14 protein-coding genes are annotated in these 15932 nt (G+C 72.5%); 9 read left to right on the top strand and 5 right to left on the bottom strand.

All coding sequences use genetic code 11. The features are described from left to right. The first annotated feature begins 13 nt into the window (after nucleotides 1–13). The 3 genes from GGQ55_RS01605 (at nucleotide 14) to GGQ55_RS01595 (ending at nucleotide 3607) form a co-directional block, all read left to right on the top strand. Nucleotides 14–1219 (top strand): carboxylate-amine ligase, encoded by a 1206-nt coding sequence (locus GGQ55_RS01605; RefSeq protein WP_179714812.1) that lies wholly within the window; start codon nucleotides 14–16, stop codon nucleotides 1217–1219. A 104-nt stretch (nucleotides 1220–1323) separates the two neighbouring features. After that, nucleotides 1324–2289 (top strand): IS481 family transposase, encoded by a 966-nt coding sequence (locus tag GGQ55_RS01600; RefSeq protein WP_179714811.1) that lies wholly within the window; start codon nucleotides 1324–1326, stop codon nucleotides 2287–2289. A gap of 82 nt (nucleotides 2290–2371) precedes the next feature. Continuing rightward, entirely contained in the window at nucleotides 2372–3607 is a 1236-nt protein-coding gene (locus GGQ55_RS01595; RefSeq protein ID WP_179714810.1) for an IS110 family RNA-guided transposase, read from the top strand. 228 nt (nucleotides 3608–3835) lie between these two features. Here GGQ55_RS01595 and GGQ55_RS01590 read toward each other — a convergent pair whose 3' ends face one another. Next, complete coding sequence (locus tag GGQ55_RS01590; RefSeq protein WP_179714809.1) at nucleotides 3836–5254, bottom strand: NAD(P)/FAD-dependent oxidoreductase; 1419 nt, start codon at nucleotides 5252–5254, stop codon at nucleotides 3836–3838. Between the two features lie 248 nt (nucleotides 5255–5502). On the opposite strand from GGQ55_RS01590, the gene GGQ55_RS01585 reads away from it, so the two are divergent. The 6 genes from GGQ55_RS01585 to GGQ55_RS01560 all read left to right on the top strand — a co-directional run bounded on the left by GGQ55_RS01585 (nucleotide 5503) and on the right by GGQ55_RS01560 (nucleotide 12870). Continuing rightward, nucleotides 5503–6669 carry an ROK family protein gene (locus GGQ55_RS01585; RefSeq protein ID WP_179714808.1) on the top strand — a complete coding sequence of 389 codons (1167 nt, stop codon included), beginning with the start codon at nucleotides 5503–5505 and terminating at the stop codon, nucleotides 6667–6669. Nucleotides 6670–6787: 118 nt separating this feature from the next. Further along, entirely contained in the window at nucleotides 6788–8365 is a 1578-nt protein-coding gene (locus GGQ55_RS01580) for a sugar ABC transporter ATP-binding protein (protein WP_366488531.1), read from the top strand. Then, nucleotides 8362–9471, top strand: a complete 1110-nt coding sequence (locus tag GGQ55_RS01575; RefSeq protein ID WP_179714807.1) for an ABC transporter permease — start codon at nucleotides 8362–8364, stop codon at nucleotides 9469–9471. Before GGQ55_RS01580 ends, GGQ55_RS01575 begins: the two co-directional genes overlap by 4 nt. 88 nt (nucleotides 9472–9559) lie before the next feature. After that, a complete protein-coding gene (locus tag GGQ55_RS01570) occupies nucleotides 9560–10612 on the top strand; it encodes a substrate-binding domain-containing protein (RefSeq protein WP_179714806.1) in 1053 nt (350 codons plus the stop codon). A 64-nt stretch (nucleotides 10613–10676) separates the two neighbouring features. Next, nucleotides 10677–11849 (top strand): Gfo/Idh/MocA family protein, encoded by a 1173-nt coding sequence (locus tag GGQ55_RS01565; protein ID WP_179714805.1) that lies wholly within the window; start codon nucleotides 10677–10679, stop codon nucleotides 11847–11849. Between the two features lie 13 nt (nucleotides 11850–11862). Next, nucleotides 11863–12870, top strand: a complete 1008-nt coding sequence (locus tag GGQ55_RS01560; protein ID WP_179714804.1) for a sugar phosphate isomerase/epimerase family protein — start codon at nucleotides 11863–11865, stop codon at nucleotides 12868–12870. Between the two features lie 38 nt (nucleotides 12871–12908). Here the strand turns inward: GGQ55_RS01560 and GGQ55_RS01555 are convergent, their stop codons facing one another. The 4 genes from GGQ55_RS01555 to GGQ55_RS01540 form a co-directional block, all read right to left on the bottom strand. Continuing rightward, nucleotides 12909–13295: a hypothetical protein gene (locus tag GGQ55_RS01555; protein ID WP_179714803.1), complete on the bottom strand. Its 387-nt coding sequence runs from the start codon at nucleotides 13293–13295 to the stop codon at nucleotides 12909–12911. After that, complete coding sequence (locus tag GGQ55_RS01550; protein WP_179714802.1) at nucleotides 13295–13735, bottom strand: cupredoxin domain-containing protein; 441 nt, start codon at nucleotides 13733–13735, stop codon at nucleotides 13295–13297. Before GGQ55_RS01550 ends, GGQ55_RS01555 begins: the two co-directional genes overlap by 1 nt. Before the next feature lie 120 nt (nucleotides 13736–13855). Then, nucleotides 13856–14365, bottom strand: coding sequence for a hypothetical protein (locus GGQ55_RS01545; RefSeq protein ID WP_179714801.1), 510 nt, complete (start codon nucleotides 14363–14365; stop codon nucleotides 13856–13858). Between the two features lie 55 nt (nucleotides 14366–14420). Beyond that, nucleotides 14421–15806: a DEAD/DEAH box helicase gene (locus tag GGQ55_RS01540; RefSeq protein WP_366488529.1), complete on the bottom strand. Its 1386-nt coding sequence runs from the start codon at nucleotides 15804–15806 to the stop codon at nucleotides 14421–14423. Between the last annotated feature and the right edge of the window lie 126 nt (nucleotides 15807–15932).

Here is a 15932-nt window from a genome sequence, read left to right as displayed (position 1 = left end):
GAGGAGCGCGCGCGTGGAACGTCCTTCCGTCGTCCCTTGCCCCGAGTCCCCGGCCTCCGGCGCCGCGACGCTCGCGCCCGTCGGCGTGGCCGCGACGCTCGAACGCCCGTCCCCGCCCGCCGTGCCGGGGGCGACCTTCGGCATCGAGGAGGAGTTCCACCTCGTCGATCCCGAGACCTTCGACCTGCTGCCCAGTGCGGAGCTCTCGGCCTCCGCCATGCTCGGCGAGGCGGGTCCGCATCTGCACGCCGAGATCACCACCACCCAGCTGGAGACGGCGAGCGGGATCTGCAGCACGCTCGACGACCTGCGCGCCGAGCTGGTGGTGACCCGCGCCGAGGCTTCGGCGGCCGCCGCCGCGGCGGGCCGCGCGCTGCTGCCGGCCTCGACCCACCCCTTCGCGTCGTGGCGCGACCAGGAGGTCACCGCCGCCCCGCGCTACGAGGCGATGGTCGTCCGGTGGGCGGTGCTGGCCCAGCAGCAGGACATCGCCGGCTGCCACGTGCACGTCGGCGTCCCCGACCTGGAGACGGCGGTGGCGGTGATGGACCGCGCCCGCCCGTACCTGCCGCTGCTGCTGGCCATGACCGGCAGCTCGCCGTTCCACGACGGCCTCGACACCGGCTACGACAGCTACCGCACCCAGTGGTGGTCGCGCTGGCCGATCTCCGGCCCGCCGGAGCTGTTCGGCAGCGCGCAGCGGTTCACCGAGGTGGTCGACGGGCTGGTCGCCACCGGCGTGATCGCCGACAGCTCCCACCTCTACTGGGACGTGCGGCCCTCGTACCACCTGCCCACGCTCGAGTTCCGCATCGGCGACGTCTGCACGTCGGTGGACGACGCCGTCCTGCACGCCGCGCTGATCCGCTCGCTGGTGCGGGTGCTCGCGGCGCGGGCGGTCCGCGAGGAGCCGTTCCCCGACCCGCGGCCGGAGCTGCTGCGCGCGGCCCGCTGGCGCGCCGCCCGGCACGGGATCGGCGGCGAGCTGTTCGACCCCCAGCTCGGCCGGCTCGTCGACGCCCGCGTCGCGCTGCGCCGGCTGCTCGCCGAGCTCGAGGACGACCTCCGCGCCGCCGGTGAGTGGGAGGAGGTCGTCGTCCTGGCGCAGGAGCTGCTGTTCCGGGGGACGTCGGCCACGCGGCAGCGCCGGACCTGGCTGCGGACCGGTGATCCCCGGGCGGTCGCCGCGGCCGTCGTCCGCGAGGGCGCCGGGCGCTAGGTGTACCCAGCCACGACGTTGGTGACAGCGTTGAGGGTTGAACGCAGGAGAACCTCCGAGTGGGGTGTGGCTTGTCTAAGGCCCACATCCGCCCGGAGGTTCTCGTGTCCCACGGTAATGCTCGCCTGACTGTTCACGGCCGGAAGTTGATCGTCGAGCGGCATGCCTCCGGCTGGCGCCAGGCGCACATCGCTGCGGCAATGGGGGTCTCCCGCAAGTGCGTTCGGACCTGGATCAACCGCTTCAAGGACGAGGGCGAGGCCGGGTTGGTCGACCGGTCCAGCCGCCCGCACACCAGCCCTCGGCGCATCCCGGCCGAGACCGAGGACCGCATCGTCGAGCTACGCCGCCAGCAGCGCCGAGGGCCCGCGTGGATCGGCGCCGAGCTGGGCGTGCCGGCCCGCACGGTGTCCCGCGTGCTGGTCCGCCGTGGGCAGCCCCGGCTGGCTGTCCTGGACCCGATGACCGGCGAGATGATCCGGGCCTCGAAGGTGACCGCGGTCAGATACGAGCGGTCGGCCCCCGGCGAGCTGGTGCACATGGACGTCAAGAAGCTTGCCCGCATCCCCGACGGCGGGGGCTGGCGTGCGCACGGCCGCGCTGCGGGCAGCACCAGCCGCCGCCGCTCGGCCGTCGTCGGCTTCGACTACGTGCACTCCCTGGTCGATGACTACTCGCGGCTGGCCTACTCCGAGATCCAAGCCGACGAGAAGGGCACCACCTGCGCGGCGTTCCTCGCCCGAGCCGCGACCTACTTCGCCGATCACGGCATCGGCCGCATCGAGCGGGTGATGACCGACAACGCCTGGGCCTACCGGTACTCCCTCCGCGACGTCATCACCGACCTGGGCGCTCGACAGGTGTTCATCAAGCCGCACTGCCCGTGGCAGAACGGCAAAGTCGAACGGCTCAACCGCACCCTGGCCACCGAGTGGGCCTACCGGCAGGCATTTACCAGCAACGGTGAACGCTCAGCCGCCCTTGCTCCCTGGCTCCAGCACTACAACACTCGGCGCCGCCACAGTGCACTCGGCGGACTGCCGCCGGTCAGCCGGCTGGCACCAACCTGATGGCTGGGTACAGCTGATAGCCGTTGACCCCGTTCCTGCGGAAGCGTCCTGACGACGTTTCCGCGGTGGACGGGAGGTTGTCGTGGGCTTGCTGCACGAGGCGCTGCCGGCGTCGACGCTGGTGGTGGCCATCGATCCGGGGAAGGTCAGCAATCGGGTCTGGTTGAGCACCGGTGAAGTCGGCCAGGTGGTGCCGCCGCTGTCGCTGCCGGTGTTGCGTCCGGGGCTGGAGCAGCTGCACCGACTGGTCGTGGACCACGTCGGCCCCTCGGGTCCGGTGTTCGCCATCGAGGCCTCCGGCGGGCTGCATCAGGCCTGGCTGCGCGAGCTCAACCAGCGGTTTCCCGGATCGGTCCGGCTCTTCGCGCCCTCGGAGACCACCGCCGCCCGAGCACAACTGGGATCGCGGCGATTCAAGACCGATGACCGGGACTGCGCGGCGCTGACCTACCTGGCCCGCCAAGGACAGGGCCGGCCGGTGCCCGACCAGGAACAGGACGCGCTCACCGCGGCTGTTCGCCACCGCCGCGGCCTGATCGGCGAGCACAAGGTGGCCCAGCAGCGGCTGCACGATCAACTGCATGCCCTCTGCCCCGGACTGGCCGCACCCGACGGGCATGGCCGGGCGCTGCCGGCCGACAGCGTGATCGGGCAGGCGGTGCTGGACTGCGCCGCGGCCTTCGCCGGCCGACCGCCCTCGATCCGTTCGCTGCGCGCTCGAGCCCGGGGGCGCGTGCTCACCAGCGAAGCGGAGTTCTGGGTCGGGCGGTGGCGGGCCTGCCTGCCACCGCCGCCCGACGCCTCGGCACGAGCAGCGCGGTTGAGCCGGAGCGTGGCCCGCTGGCGGGCGATCGCTGCCGACATCGCCGCGGTCGACGCGGAGATCACCGCTCTGCTGGCCGAAAGCGCCGGGCAGATCCTCACCACGCTGCCCGGTGTGGCCACCAGTCGTGCAGCAGCCTTCGCCGCGTTCAGCCTGCCGATTGCCCGGTTCCCCACCGCGGAGCATCTCTACTCGGCCACCGGCCTGGCCCCGGGCAGCTACCGGTCGGCGACGATCAACCGGCGCACCCCGATCTCCCGTCAGGGGCTGCCCGAACACCGCGATGCGCTGATGAACCTCGCCTGGGGCCTGTCCCAGCACTGCGGGCCGTTCATCGACCGCGCCCACGAGCTGCGCGCCCGCGGCCTGCGCCCGATCCCGGTCCGCATCGCCCTGGCCCGCCACGCCTGCCGACTGGCCTACACCCTGCTCCAGACCCAACAACCCTTCGACGAACAGCGCTACCGTCGAGCCCGGCACCAGAGCGAGCGGTGACGGCTGTGACAGCTATGCCGCACGACGGCGCAACCTAGCTTGCCGCCCGCTCGCCCTGGGGCCGCCCACGGCGCACAAGAAAGCCTGCCGCTCGACGGCGTCTGATCAGCCTGCCGACCAGGCCCCACCGCCGGACCGATCACCGCGCTGCGCTCCCAGGCCGGACGCCCCCCGCACCCGGCCGGATGACACCTGCCCGCCCGACGGTCTTGACCTCAAGGGCGAAAGCTAGGCGGAGCGGCGCCCGGTGAGGTCCTCGGCGGGCGCGTCGTCGGCCAGCCCGCCGGTCTTCGACTGCTCGAACTCGGGCCCGAGGTGCTCCAGGGCGAGCCGGCCGTAGACCTGCTGCTGGGTGGCGACGCGCTGCGAGCGGCCGCGGCCCAGGAAGCTGATCGCCCAGTGGAACACCGTCGTCACCCGGCTCTTGAAGCCCACGATGTACATCAGGTGGACGACCAGCCAGAGCACCCAGGCGATGAAGCCGCCGAACCGGAACTTGCCGATGTCGGCGACCGCGGAGAACCGCGAGATCGTCGCCATCGAGCCCTTGTCGAAGTACTTGAACGGCGCGGCCGCCGGCTTGCCGGCGATCCGGCGCTTGATCGCGTCGGCGGAGTACCGGCCGCCCTGGATCGCCACCTGCGCGACGCCGGGCAGCTTGTCCAGGTTGATCATGTCGCCGACGACGTGCACCTCCGGGTGGCCCGGGAGGGTCAGGTCGGGCAGCACCGACACGCGGCCGGCGCGGTCGACGGCCGCACCGGACTGCTCGGCGAGCTGCTTGCCCAGCGGGGAGGCCTGCACGCCGGCGGCCCAGATCTTGGTGGCCGCGTTGATCCGCCGCGAGGTGCCGTCGGAGTCCTTGACCTCGATGCCGTTCTCGTCGAGGTTGGTGACCATCGCGCCGAGCTGGACCTCGACGCCCATCTCGTTGAGCTGGCGGCGGGCCTTGCCGCCGAGCCGCTCGCCGAACGACGGCAGCACCAAGGGCGCCGCGTCGAGCAGGATGATCCGCGCGGTGGTCGGGTCGATGTTGCGGAAGTCGTGCTTGAGCGTGCGGTGCGCGAGCTCGGCGATCTGCCCGGCCATCTCCACACCCGTCGGGCCGGCGCCGACGACGACGAAGGTCATCAGCCGGTCGATCTCGGACTGGTCGGTGGCCAGCTCCGCCAGCTCGAAGGCGCCGAAGATCCGGCCGCGCAGCTCGAGGGCGTCGTCGATGCTCTTCATCCCCGGGGCGAACTCGGCGAACTGGTCGTTGCCGAAGTAGGACTGCCCGGCCCCGGCGGCGACGATCAGCTCGTCGTACGGGTGCACGCTGGTGCGGCCCAGGACGGTCGAGGTGACCGTGCGGTTCGTCAGGTCGATGTCGGTGACCTCGCCCAGCACGACGCGGGTGTTCTCGTGCCGCTTGAGGATCTCCCGGGTGGCCGGGGCGATCTCGCCCTCGGAGAGGATCCCGGTAGCCACCTGGTACAGCAGCGGCTGGAAGAGGTGGTGGCTGGTCTTGCCGATGACCGTGACGTCCACCGGCGCCTTCTTGAGCGCCTGAGCCGCGAAGAGACCGCCGAAGCCGGTGCCGACGATCACCACCCGCGGGCGACCGGTCGGGGACGCGCTGCCTGCCTGCACTGGTGATGTCGTCATGATGAATCCAGTCTCCCACTCCGGGGGTTCCCAGCCGCGACGGGCCGGGAGCGATCCGGGACACATCCTCCCTGCCCATCGGGTCCGGGAGCCAATCCTGACCCGCATCCAGGAGAACCACAGGTGGCGGGCCGCTATGCCCCGCCGCCCCGCGGTCGGCGCACGCCGCGCTGACCAGGCCACCCGCACGGGGCTGCCGACGATCGCGACCGGCGGGGATCCGCCCGGGGGCGTGTCACTATGACGCCGTGGCGCACACCTCTGCCTCGCCCGGCGCGCTGCTGCGCCACGTGCGGAAGGGGCGTGCCCGCAGCCGGGCCGAGCTCGTCGCGCTCACCGGCGCCTCCCGGAACACGATCAGCGCGCGCGTCGACCAGCTGATCGGCGCCAACCTGCTCGAGGAGGGCGGCCGGGGCTGGAGCACCGGCGGGCGCCCGCCGACGATCCTGCGCTTCAACAGCCGCGCGGGCTGCGTCCTGGCCGTCGACCTCGGGGTCACCAGCGTCGACGTCGCCGTCACCGACCTCTCCGCCCAGGTGCTCGCCACGGTCGGTCACCCGATCGACATCGCCGACGGCCCGGGGCCGGTGCTGGCGGAGGTCGACCGGCTCGCCCAGAAGGTGCTGGCCGACGCCGGTCTGACGCCGGCCGACGTCCGCGCCGTCGGGGTCGGGGTGCCCGGGCCGGTGGAGTTCTCGACCGGCCGGCCGTCCCACCCGCCGATCATGCCGGGCTGGCACGACCACCCGATCCCCGGCGCGTTCGGCCGGTACGACTGCCCGGTCTACGTCGACAACGACGTGAACGTCATGGCCCTCGGCGAGATGGGCGTCACCGACTCGACCGACGACGTGCTCGTGGTCAAGGTCGGCACCGGCATCGGCTGCGGCGTCATCGTCGAGGGGCGCGTCTACCGCGGCGCGCAGGGCAGCGCCGGCGACATCGGGCACATCTACGTCGCCCAGCCCGACGACCGGACCGTGCTCTGCCGGTGCGGCAACGAGAACTGCCTCGAGGCGATCGCCGGCGGCGGCGCGCTGCTCCGGGACGCGCTCGCGGCCGGCCTGCCGGTCACCTCGACCCGGCAGGTGATCGAGCTCGCCAACCACGGGGACGGCCCCGCGGTCGAGCTGGTCCGCAACTCCGGGCGCACCATCGGCACGGTCCTCGCCGCGCTGGTGAACTTCTTCAACCCACACCGCATCGTGATGACCGGCGGCGTCGCGCAGGCCGGCCTGCCGCTGCTCGCCGGCATCCGCGAGACGGTCTACCGCAGGTCGATGCCGCTGGCCGCGCGCTCGCTGGAGATCAGCGTGAGCGATGCACCGGAGATGTCCGGGCGGGTCGGTGCGGCCCTCATGGCGATCGAGGGCTACCTCGACGAGGACGCGATCCACCAGGCGCTGGCGCGCTGACGCGGGTCCGCCGACGACGGCGGGACCGGCCCGTTGCAGTTCGGTAACTCCTGTGTGTGGCCTTGACCACTCCTGTGCGCCCCCTTAGGTTGCGCTGTGAACCGACTAATGATCAACGGTGAGCAAAAGTCCGGGGGTGCAGGTGACCGCTCCGCTGCTGCAGATGCGCGGGATCGTCAAGGCGTTCCCCGGCGTGCGCGCGCTCGACGGTGTCGACCTCGACGTGCAGCCCGGTGAGGTCCACTGCCTGCTCGGCCAGAACGGTGCCGGGAAGTCGACCCTGATCAAGGTGCTCGCCGGGGCGCACCAGCCGGACGACGGCGAGATCACCTGGCGCGGCGAGCCGGTCCGCCTCGGCAACCCCCAGGCCGCGATGAGCCTGGGCATCGCGACGATCTACCAGGAGCTCGACCTGGTCGACGGCCTGACCGTCGCGGACAACATCTTCCTCGGCCGCGAGGTCGCCCGCTTCGGCCTGTCCCACCTGTCGCGGGCGAACCGGCTGGCCGGCGCGCTGCTCGCGCGGCTGGGGCACCCCGAGATCCGCCCGACCGCCGAGGTGGGCTCGCTGCCCGCCGCCGCCCAGCAGATGGTCAGCATCGCCCGCGCCCTCTCGCAGGACGCCCGGCTGATCATCATGGACGAGCCGTCCGCCGTCCTGGACAACGAAGAGGTCGAGCGGCTGTTCGGGGTCATCCGCGACCTCACGGCCGACGACGTCGCCGTCGTCTACATCTCGCACCGGCTCGAGGAGATCCGCGAGATCGGCGACCGGATCACGGTCCTCAAGGACGGCCGCACGGTGGCCACCGGGCTGCCGGCGCGCGAGACGCCCACCCGCGAGGTCATCACCCTGATGACCGGCCGCGACATCGAGTACGTGTTCCCGCCGCGGCGCACGGCGCTCGCCGGCGACGCGGACCCGCTGCTGGAGGTCGACGGCCTGGCGCTGGACGGGCACTTCGCCGACGTCTCCTTCACCGTGCGCCCCGGCGAGATCGTCGGCCTGGCCGGGCTGGTCGGGTCGGGTCGCTCGGAGATCCTCGAGACCGTCTACGGCGCCCGGCGTCCCTCCGCCGGCAGCGTCCGCGTCGCCGGCCGCCGCTTGCGGCCCGGCGACACCGGCGCCGCGGTGGCCGCGGGGATCGGGCTGGCGCCGGAGGAGCGCAAGAGCCAGGCGCTGCTGCTCGGCGAGGCGGTCTACCGCAACATCAGCATCTCCAGCCTGGGCCGCTTCGCCTCCGTCGGCTTCCTGTCCCGGCGGGCCGAGAAGGCGGCGGCGCGCAAGCAGGTCACCGCGCTGGAGGTCCGCCCCGCCGACGTGGAGCGCGAGGCGCGGACCCTGTCCGGCGGCAACCAGCAGAAGGTCGTGCTGGCCCGCTGGCTGCTCCGCGACTGCCGGGTGCTGCTGCTCGACGAGCCCACCCGAGGCGTCGACGTCGGGGCGCGGTCGGAGATCTACGCGCTGATCCGGGAGCTGGCCGACCGCGGCGTCGCGGTCGTCGTCGTCTCCAGCGAGATCCCGGAGGTCCTCGGCCTGGCCGACCGGGTCCTGGTGATCTCCGACGGCGCGGTCGTCGCGGAGCGAACGGCCGACGCCCTCGACGAGCACGCGGTGCTCGACATGGTCATGGAGGGGACGGTCGGCGCGGTCGCCGCCGCCTCCGGCACGCAGCACGGAGGGGACGGAGCATGAGCACGACCACCAGCGCCACGACCGACGGCACGATCTCGGCCTCGGAGCAGAACGGGAACCGGCGGCCCGGGCTGACGTCCGGTCCGTTCGTCCGGCTGCTCGGGCTGATCCTCGCCCTGGTCATCCTCTGCGTGGTCGGCGTGATCACCGCGGGCGACCGCTTCGCCGACATCGACAACGTGCTGACGATCCTGCGGCTGGCCTCCGTCATCGGTGTGGTCAGCGTCGGGATGACCTTCGTGATCATCGGCGGCGGCATCGACCTGTCGGTCGGGGCGATCGTCGCGCTGTCCTCGGTGTGGGCCACCACGCTGGCGACCCAGCAGCTCGCCGACGACTACCACTGGATCGTCATGGTCGTCACCGCGATCCTGGTCGGCGCCGGCTGCGGGCTGGTCAACGGCGTCGTGATCGCCTACGGCAAGCTCGTCGCCTTCATCGCGACGCTGGCCATGCTGGCCGCGGCCCGGGGCCTGGCCGAGATCATCTCCAACCGGCGCACGCAGATCATCCGCAACCAGGACTTCCTGCACTTCTTCTCCGGGACCGTGCTCGGCATCCCGACGTTGGTGATCATCTTCGCGCTCGTGGCCGTCGTGGGCTGGATCCTGCTCAACCGGACGACGTTCGGCCGGCGCACCTTCGCCGTGGGCGGCAACGCCGAGGCGGCCCGGCTCGCCGGCATCCGGGTCAAGCGGCACACGGTGCTGCTCTACGTCCTGTCCGGCGTCACCTGCGGGATCGCCGCGGTCATGCTCATGGCCAGGACGACGACCGGCAGCTCGACGCACGGCACGCTCTACGAGCTCGACGCCATCGCGGCGGTCGTCATCGGCGGCACCCTGCTGATCGGCGGCCGCGGCACGATCGTCGGCACCGTCCTCGGCGTGCTGATCTTCACCACGCTCGGCAACGTCTTCACGCTCAACAACCTGTCCAGCTCGGCCCAGGCGATCGCCCGCGGCGTGATCATCGTCCTCGCCGTGCTCCTGCAGCAGCAGCTGGCCGGACGGGAAGGCCGGGTCCGCCGGGCCCGCGCTCCCGGTGGACCGGGCGGCCTCGCCTCCGGCGGCACCGCCACGGCGGCCTCGGCGCCCACCCCCTGATCGGCACCACCCCGGCGGGCCGTCCGGCCCACCGGTGCACACCGGCCTCCCTCGAGGAGGAGGGCCGCCATCCATTCGAGGAGAAGGCATGTCTGCAGCGCGGCAGCGCCGCTTCCGGCGTCTGATGCCCACCGCCGTGGGTCTGATCGCCGCTGGTGCCCTGATCACGGGCTGCACCAGCAACACCCCGGAGAGCAACAGCTCGGGCGGCGGCAACAACGCCGCCAGCGACAACGACGAGTCCGGCGACACCGTCACCATCGGCTTCTCGGCCCCGGCCGCGGACCACGGCTGGATCGCCGGTATCACCCAGGCCGCCCGTGACGAGGCCGACAAGTACGACGACATCGACCTGCAGGTGGCCGAGGGCACCAACGACGTCAGCACCCAGATCAGCCAGGTCGAGACCTTCATCAACCAGAAGGTGGACGCGATCGTGCTGCTGCCCTTCGACGGCGCCGCCCTGACGCCCGTCGCGCAGCAGGCGATGGACGCCGGCATCCCGGTGATCAACGTCGACCGCGAGTTCGACAGCCCGTTCGCCGCCCGCACCACGATCCTGGGCGACAACTACGGCATGGGCGTCTCGGCCGGCACGTACATCTGCTCGCGGCTGGGCGACAAGCCCGACGCGATCATCGGCGAGGTCGCCGGCATCGACTCGCTGCCGCTGACCCAGGACCGGAGCAAGGGCTTCGCCGACGCCCTCAAGGGGTGCGGGCTCAAGGTCAGCCACCGGGTCGCGGCGGAGTTCACCGTGGAGTCCGGTGAGGAGCAGATGTCGAACCTGCTGCAGGCCGCGCCGCACCTCGACGCCGTCTGGAACCACGACGACGACCAGGGCGTCGGTGTCCTGGCCGCCATCGAGAACGCCGGCCGCGACGAGTTCTTCATGGTCGGCGGCGCCGGTTCGGCCAACGCCATGCGGCACATCCAGGACGGCGACTCGGTGCTCGAGGCGACCGTCATCTACCCGCACACGCAGGCCGCCGACGGCATCAAGCTCGCCCGGCTGATCGCCCAGGGCAAGAGCATGTCGGACCTGACCTCGCAGGGGGTCCCGCGCCGGATCATGCTCAACGCCCCCGTGGTGACCAAGGACAACGTGGACGAGTTCATCAAGAACGCGTTCGAGTCCTGACCGTTCGGGTGGGGCCGCCGGACCGTCGTCCGGCGGCCCCACCGCGTCTTTTTCCGGAGATCCGATGACCACGGGCAAGCCCTCTCTCCGCGTCGGCCTGATCGGCTACGCGTTCATGGGCGCCGCGCACTCGCAGGCGTGGCGCACCGCTCCGCACTTCTTCGACCTGCCGCTGCACCCGGAGCTGGCCGTGCTGGTCGGCCGGACCCCCGACCGCGTCGCCGAGGCGGCCGGACGGCTGGGCTGGGCGCAGACCGAGACCGACTGGCACCGCCTCCTCGAGCGCGACGACGTCGACCTGGTCGACGTCTGCACGCCGGGGGACACGCACGCCGAGATCGCCATCGCCGCCCTCGAGGCCGGCAAGCACGTGCTCTGCGAGAAGCCGCTGGCCAACACCGTCGCGCAAGCCCAGGCGATGACCGAGGCCGCCACCCGGGCCGCGGCGAACGGCGTGCGGTCGATGGTCGGCTTCACCTACCGCCGGGTGCCGGCGATCGGCCTGGCCCGCCGGCTCGTGGCCGAGGGCCGGCTCGGCGACATCCGCCACGTGCGGGCGCAGTACCTGCAGGACTGGATCACCGATCCGCAGGCGCCGATGTCCTGGCGGCTGGAGAAGGACAAGGCCGGCTCCGGTGCGCTCGGCGACATCGGCGCGCACATCGTCGACCTGACCCAGTACATCACCGGCCAGCGGATCACCGGCGTCAGCGGGCTGCTCGAGACCTTCGTCGAGCAGCGGCCGCTCGCGGCCAGCACGGGGTCGCTGTCCGGCGCGGCGGGGGAGGGCGTCGGCCAGGTGACCGTGGACGACGCCGCCGTCTTCCTGGGCCGGTTCACCGGCGGGGCGCTGGCCGTCTTCGAGGCGACCCGCTTCGCGCTCGGCCGCAAGAACGCCATCCGGATCGAGATCAACGGCTCGGCCGGCAGCGTGGCGTTCGACTTCGAGGACATGAACGTCCTGCACTTCTTCGACGGCACCGAGCCCGCCGAGACCGCCGGCTTCCGGCGGATCGTCGTCACCGAGCCCGAGCACCCGTACGTGGCGGCCTGGTGGCCGGCCGGGCACGGGCTCGGCTACGAGCACGGGTTCACCCACCAGGTCGTCGACCTGGTCACCGCGATCGCGAAGGGCGACGACCCGTCGCCGTCCTTCGCCGACGGCCTGCAGGTGCAGCGCGTGCTCGACGCCGTCGAGCGCAGCGCCGCCGATCACTCGACCTGGACCGAGATCTAGAGGAGAGCACGCGATGCCCCGCCCGATCACCCTGTTCACCGGCCAGTGGGCCGACCTGCCCTTCACGGAGATGTGCCGGCTGGCCTCCGACTGGGGCTACGACGGCCTGGAGGTCGCCTGCTGGGGCGACCACCTCGACGTCGAGCGCGCCGCCAACGACGACTCCTACGTCGAGGAGCGCCTGGGCCTGCTCGACAAGCACGGCCTGCAGCTGTTCGCCATCTCCAACCACCTCAACGGCCAGGCCGTCTGCGACGACCCGATCGACGAGCGGCACCGCGGCATGGTCAACCCGCGGGTGTGGGGCGACGGCGATCCCGAGGGCGTCCGGCAGCGGGCGGCCGAGGAGATGAAGCTGACCGCCCGTGCCGCGGCCCGGCTCGGTGTGAAGACCGTCGTCGGGTTCACCGGGTCGAAGATCTGGAAGACCGTGGCGATGTTCCCACCGGTCCCCGAGTCGATGATCGAGGACGGCTACGCGGACTTCGCGGCCCGCTGGAACCCGATCCTCGACGTGTTCGACGAGGTCGGCGTCCGGTTCGCCCACGAGGTGCACCCGAGCGAGATCGCCTACGACTACTGGACGACGGTCCGCACGCTGGAGGCGATCGGCCACCGCGAGGCGTTCGGGCTGAACTGGGACCCGTCGCACTTCGTGTGGCAGGACCTCGACCCGGTCTCGTTCCTGTGGGACTTCAAGGACCGGATCTACCACGTCGACTGCAAGGACGCGAAGAAGCAGGTCGGCAACGGCCGCAACGGCCGGCTGAGCTCGCACCTGCCCTGGGCCGACCCGCGGCGCGGGTGGGACTTCGTCTCCACCGGGCACGGCGACGTCCCGTGGGAGGCCTGCTTCCGGATGCTCAACACGATCGGCTACGACGGCCCGATCTCGGTCGAGTGGGAGGACGCCGGCATGGACCGGCTCGTCGGCGCCCCCGAGGCGCTGGAGTTCGTCCGCCGGCTGGCCTTCGACCCGCCCGCGGCCGCCTTCGACGCCGCCTTCTCCAGCGGCAACTGAGGTTGAACGGAGGCTGACGAGCGAGGTTTCCTCGCTCGTCAGCCTCCGACGACCCGGGTGCGGCGGCGGGCGACCACGGCCAGGGTGACCAGGACGACGAAGCCCGCCGCCTCGACCGCGAACGACTCCCACCACAGCTGCGCCTGCGTGGACTCGACGAAGCCGAACAGGCCGACGGTCGTCGAGACGATCAGCGCCGCGAGCGTGCCCAGGCAGAGCAGCGCTCCGAGCACCGCCGCGACTGGCAGCCAGCGCTGCGGCGTGATGAGCACCAGCAGCGCACCACCGAAGCCCAGCACGGTGTCGAGCAGGAACGCCGGACCGATCACGTCGATCGAGTCGTAGCCCTGCTGCCACAGGTAGAGGTGGATCACGGCCACGCCGACCAGCAGCGCGGCGCCGACGATGCGCAGGACGAGGGTCATCAGCTGACCGTCACGTCCGTCTCCATGCCCATCGCCCGGTGGTTGCCGACGGAGCAGTAGAAGACGTACTTCCCGGGCTCGAGCGTGACGGTGAACGTCCCCGAGTCACCGGGGCCGAGCGTGTCGCTCCGGGCGATGTCCTCACCGTTCTGCTCGACCACCAGGTCGTGCGTCGCGTCGCCCTCGTTCTTCACGGTGATCGTGTACTCCCCGGCGGGCAGGTTGCTGCTCTCCAGCCGGATGTCGAAGCCGACCTCGGTGACCGTGAGGGTCTGCGCCTGCCCGGCCGAGGAGTCCCCCGCGGCGCTGCTCGAGGACGACGACGAGGACGAGGACGACGACGACGCGGCGTCGCTGCTGCCGCCGCAGGCGGTCAGCAGCCCGAGGGCCAGGGCGAGACCGCCCGCCGCGGCGACGTGGCGGACCTGGGACACGGACACGGGACCTCCCGGTGGCGGCGGCCGGCGCCCCCGACGGCAGCGGCCCGCTACCGGAGATCCTGCAATGTTGTAGGACTTCCGGGAAGTCCGGGTTCCTGTGAGGACCGTGTGAAGCGGGTGTCAGTCCTTCGCGGCGTTGCGGGCGGCCCTGCGACCGGCCTTCTCCGCCTTCTTCGCCTGCTTCTCGGCCTTCTTCACCGACACGGTCTGCCGGCGCGCGGTGAACCCGCGCAGCATGATCGACAGGCCGATGCCGGCCAGCCAGGCGTCCTTGGCCAGCGCCAGCCCGTCCTGCGTCGGGGCCAGGCTGCCGGGCTTGCGCATGCCCGGCGTCTGCAGGTAGAGACCGAGCAGGCCCCCGGAGAACGCGGTGAGCGCCGCCCCGGCGACGATCGTCGGCACGAACGGCGTCAGCAGCGCCGCACCCAGCACGATCTCGCTGGTCGACAGCACCTTGAGGAACTGCTGCGGCGGCACCGACTTGAGGAACGGGTAGGTCCCCGACGCGAAACCGTGCATCCCGGTGGCGGTCGCCTCGTCGGCCCCGCGCTTGCCGAGGCCGCTGTTGAGGATGAACGCGCCGGCCGAGACGCGGGCGGGGATCTCCGACAGGGTGATGGGCAGTGCCATGAGCGCCCAGTGCCCGCCGCGACGGTCCATCAACCGTCGCGGCGGGCGGGGGAGATCAGCGGCCGCGGCGGGAGCGGGCGCTGAAGGACGCGGCGGACGTCGTCCCGGCGCGGGCGGCGAGCTCGGCGCGGGTGCGGGCCGGTCCGGTGGGGCGGGCCTTGGGCGTGGCGGCCTTGGTGGTCGTCGACGAGCCGGAGCCGCCGCGGCGGCGACGGCCGCCGCCCTGGCCCTGCGGCTGCGGGGCCGGCTCGGGCGCCGGCTCGACGAAGGGGGCGGCCGGCCCGGTGAGCGCGGCGATCTCGGCCGCGCCGGGGCGCACCGCCGTCACGGTCGGGCTGATCCCGGCCTGTCGGGCCAGGGTCCGCACCTCGCCGGCCTGGTCCGGCGTGCTGACGGTGACCACCGTGCCGCCGGCGCCGGCCCGCGCGGTGCGGCCGGACCGGTGCAGGTACGCCTTGTGCTCGGCCGGCGGGTCGACGTGCACGACCAGTGCCACGTCGTCGACGTGGATGCCGCGGGCGGCGATGTCGGTCGCGCACAGCACCCGGGTGCTGCCGTCGCTGAACGCGGCGAGGTTGCGCTCGCGGGCGTTCTGGCTGAGGTTGCCGTGCAGGTCGACGGCGGGGATCCCGGCCGCGGTCAGCTGCTTGGCCAGCTTCTTGGCCTGGTGCTTGGTGCGGGTGAACAGCACGCTGCGTCCCAGGCCCGAGGCGAGCTGGCGGACCACCTCGGCCTTGTCGGCGCTCTGCACCTGGAACACGTGGTGGGTCATCGTCGCCACCGGCGCGACGGCCGGGTCGACCGAGTGGGTGGTCGGGGTGCTCAGGTAGCGCTTGACCAGGACGTCGACGCCGTTGTCCAGCGTCGCGGAGAACAGCAGCCGCTGGCCGATCTTCGGCGTCTTGTCCAGCAGCCGCTTCACGCCGGGCAGGAAGCCGAGGTCGGCCATGTGGTCGGCCTCGTCGAGCACGGTGATCTCGACGGCGGAGAGGTCGGCGTGGCCCTGGTTGATCAGGTCCTCCAGCCGGCCGGGGCAGGCGATGACCACGTCGACGCCGGCGGCCAGCGCCTGCACCTGCGGGTTCTGGCCGACGCCGCCGAAGATCGTGGTCGCGCGCATGCCCAGCGCGCGGGCCAGCGGGTCGACGACGGCGAGCACCTGGTTGGCCAGCTCGCGGGTCGGCACGAGGACGAGCGCGCGCGGCCGCTTCGGGCTGCGGCGGCTGTCGGAGGCGGCCAGGCGGGCGACCAGCGGGAGGCTGAAGGCCAGCGTCTTGCCCGAGCCGGTGCGCCCGCGGCCGAGCACGTCGCGACCGGCGAGCGTGTCGGGCAGCGTGGCGACCTGGATCGGGAACGGCGCGGTGATGCCGCTGGCGGCGAGCACCTCGACCAGCGGCGCGGGGACGCCGAGGGCCTCGAAGGTGGTGTCGGTGGGCAGCACCGTGGGGGCATCCCCCGCGGGGATCGCGGGGGCCGCGACGGGCGCCTCCGGCGCGGCGGGCTGCGGGGTCGCGGCTGCCGTGGGGCGGGAACCGCGGCCGCGGCCTCCCCGGCGGCGGCGCGGGCG

The sequence above is a fragment of the Petropleomorpha daqingensis genome, from assembly GCF_013408985.1.
Taxonomy (GTDB): domain Bacteria; phylum Actinomycetota; class Actinomycetes; order Mycobacteriales; family Geodermatophilaceae; genus Petropleomorpha; species Petropleomorpha daqingensis.
This window is presented reverse-complemented; position numbering and strand designations above follow the sequence as displayed.

Coding starts and splice junctions, on each gene's coding strand:
- GGQ55_RS01570 (WP_179714806.1), top strand. CDS start 9,560: ATGTCTGCAGCGCGGCAGCGCCGCTTCCGGCGTCTGATGCCCACCGCC.
- GGQ55_RS01590 (WP_179714809.1), bottom strand. CDS start 5,254: ATGACGACATCACCAGTGCAGGCAGGCAGCGCGTCCCCGACCGGTCGC.
- GGQ55_RS01575 (WP_179714807.1), top strand. CDS start 8,362: ATGAGCACGACCACCAGCGCCACGACCGACGGCACGATCTCGGCCTCG.
- GGQ55_RS01560 (WP_179714804.1), top strand. CDS start 11,863: ATGCCCCGCCCGATCACCCTGTTCACCGGCCAGTGGGCCGACCTGCCC.
- GGQ55_RS01555 (WP_179714803.1), bottom strand. CDS start 13,295: ATGACCCTCGTCCTGCGCATCGTCGGCGCCGCGCTGCTGGTCGGCGTG.
- GGQ55_RS01545 (WP_179714801.1), bottom strand. CDS start 14,365: ATGGCACTGCCCATCACCCTGTCGGAGATCCCCGCCCGCGTCTCGGCC.
- GGQ55_RS01565 (WP_179714805.1), top strand. CDS start 10,677: ATGACCACGGGCAAGCCCTCTCTCCGCGTCGGCCTGATCGGCTACGCG.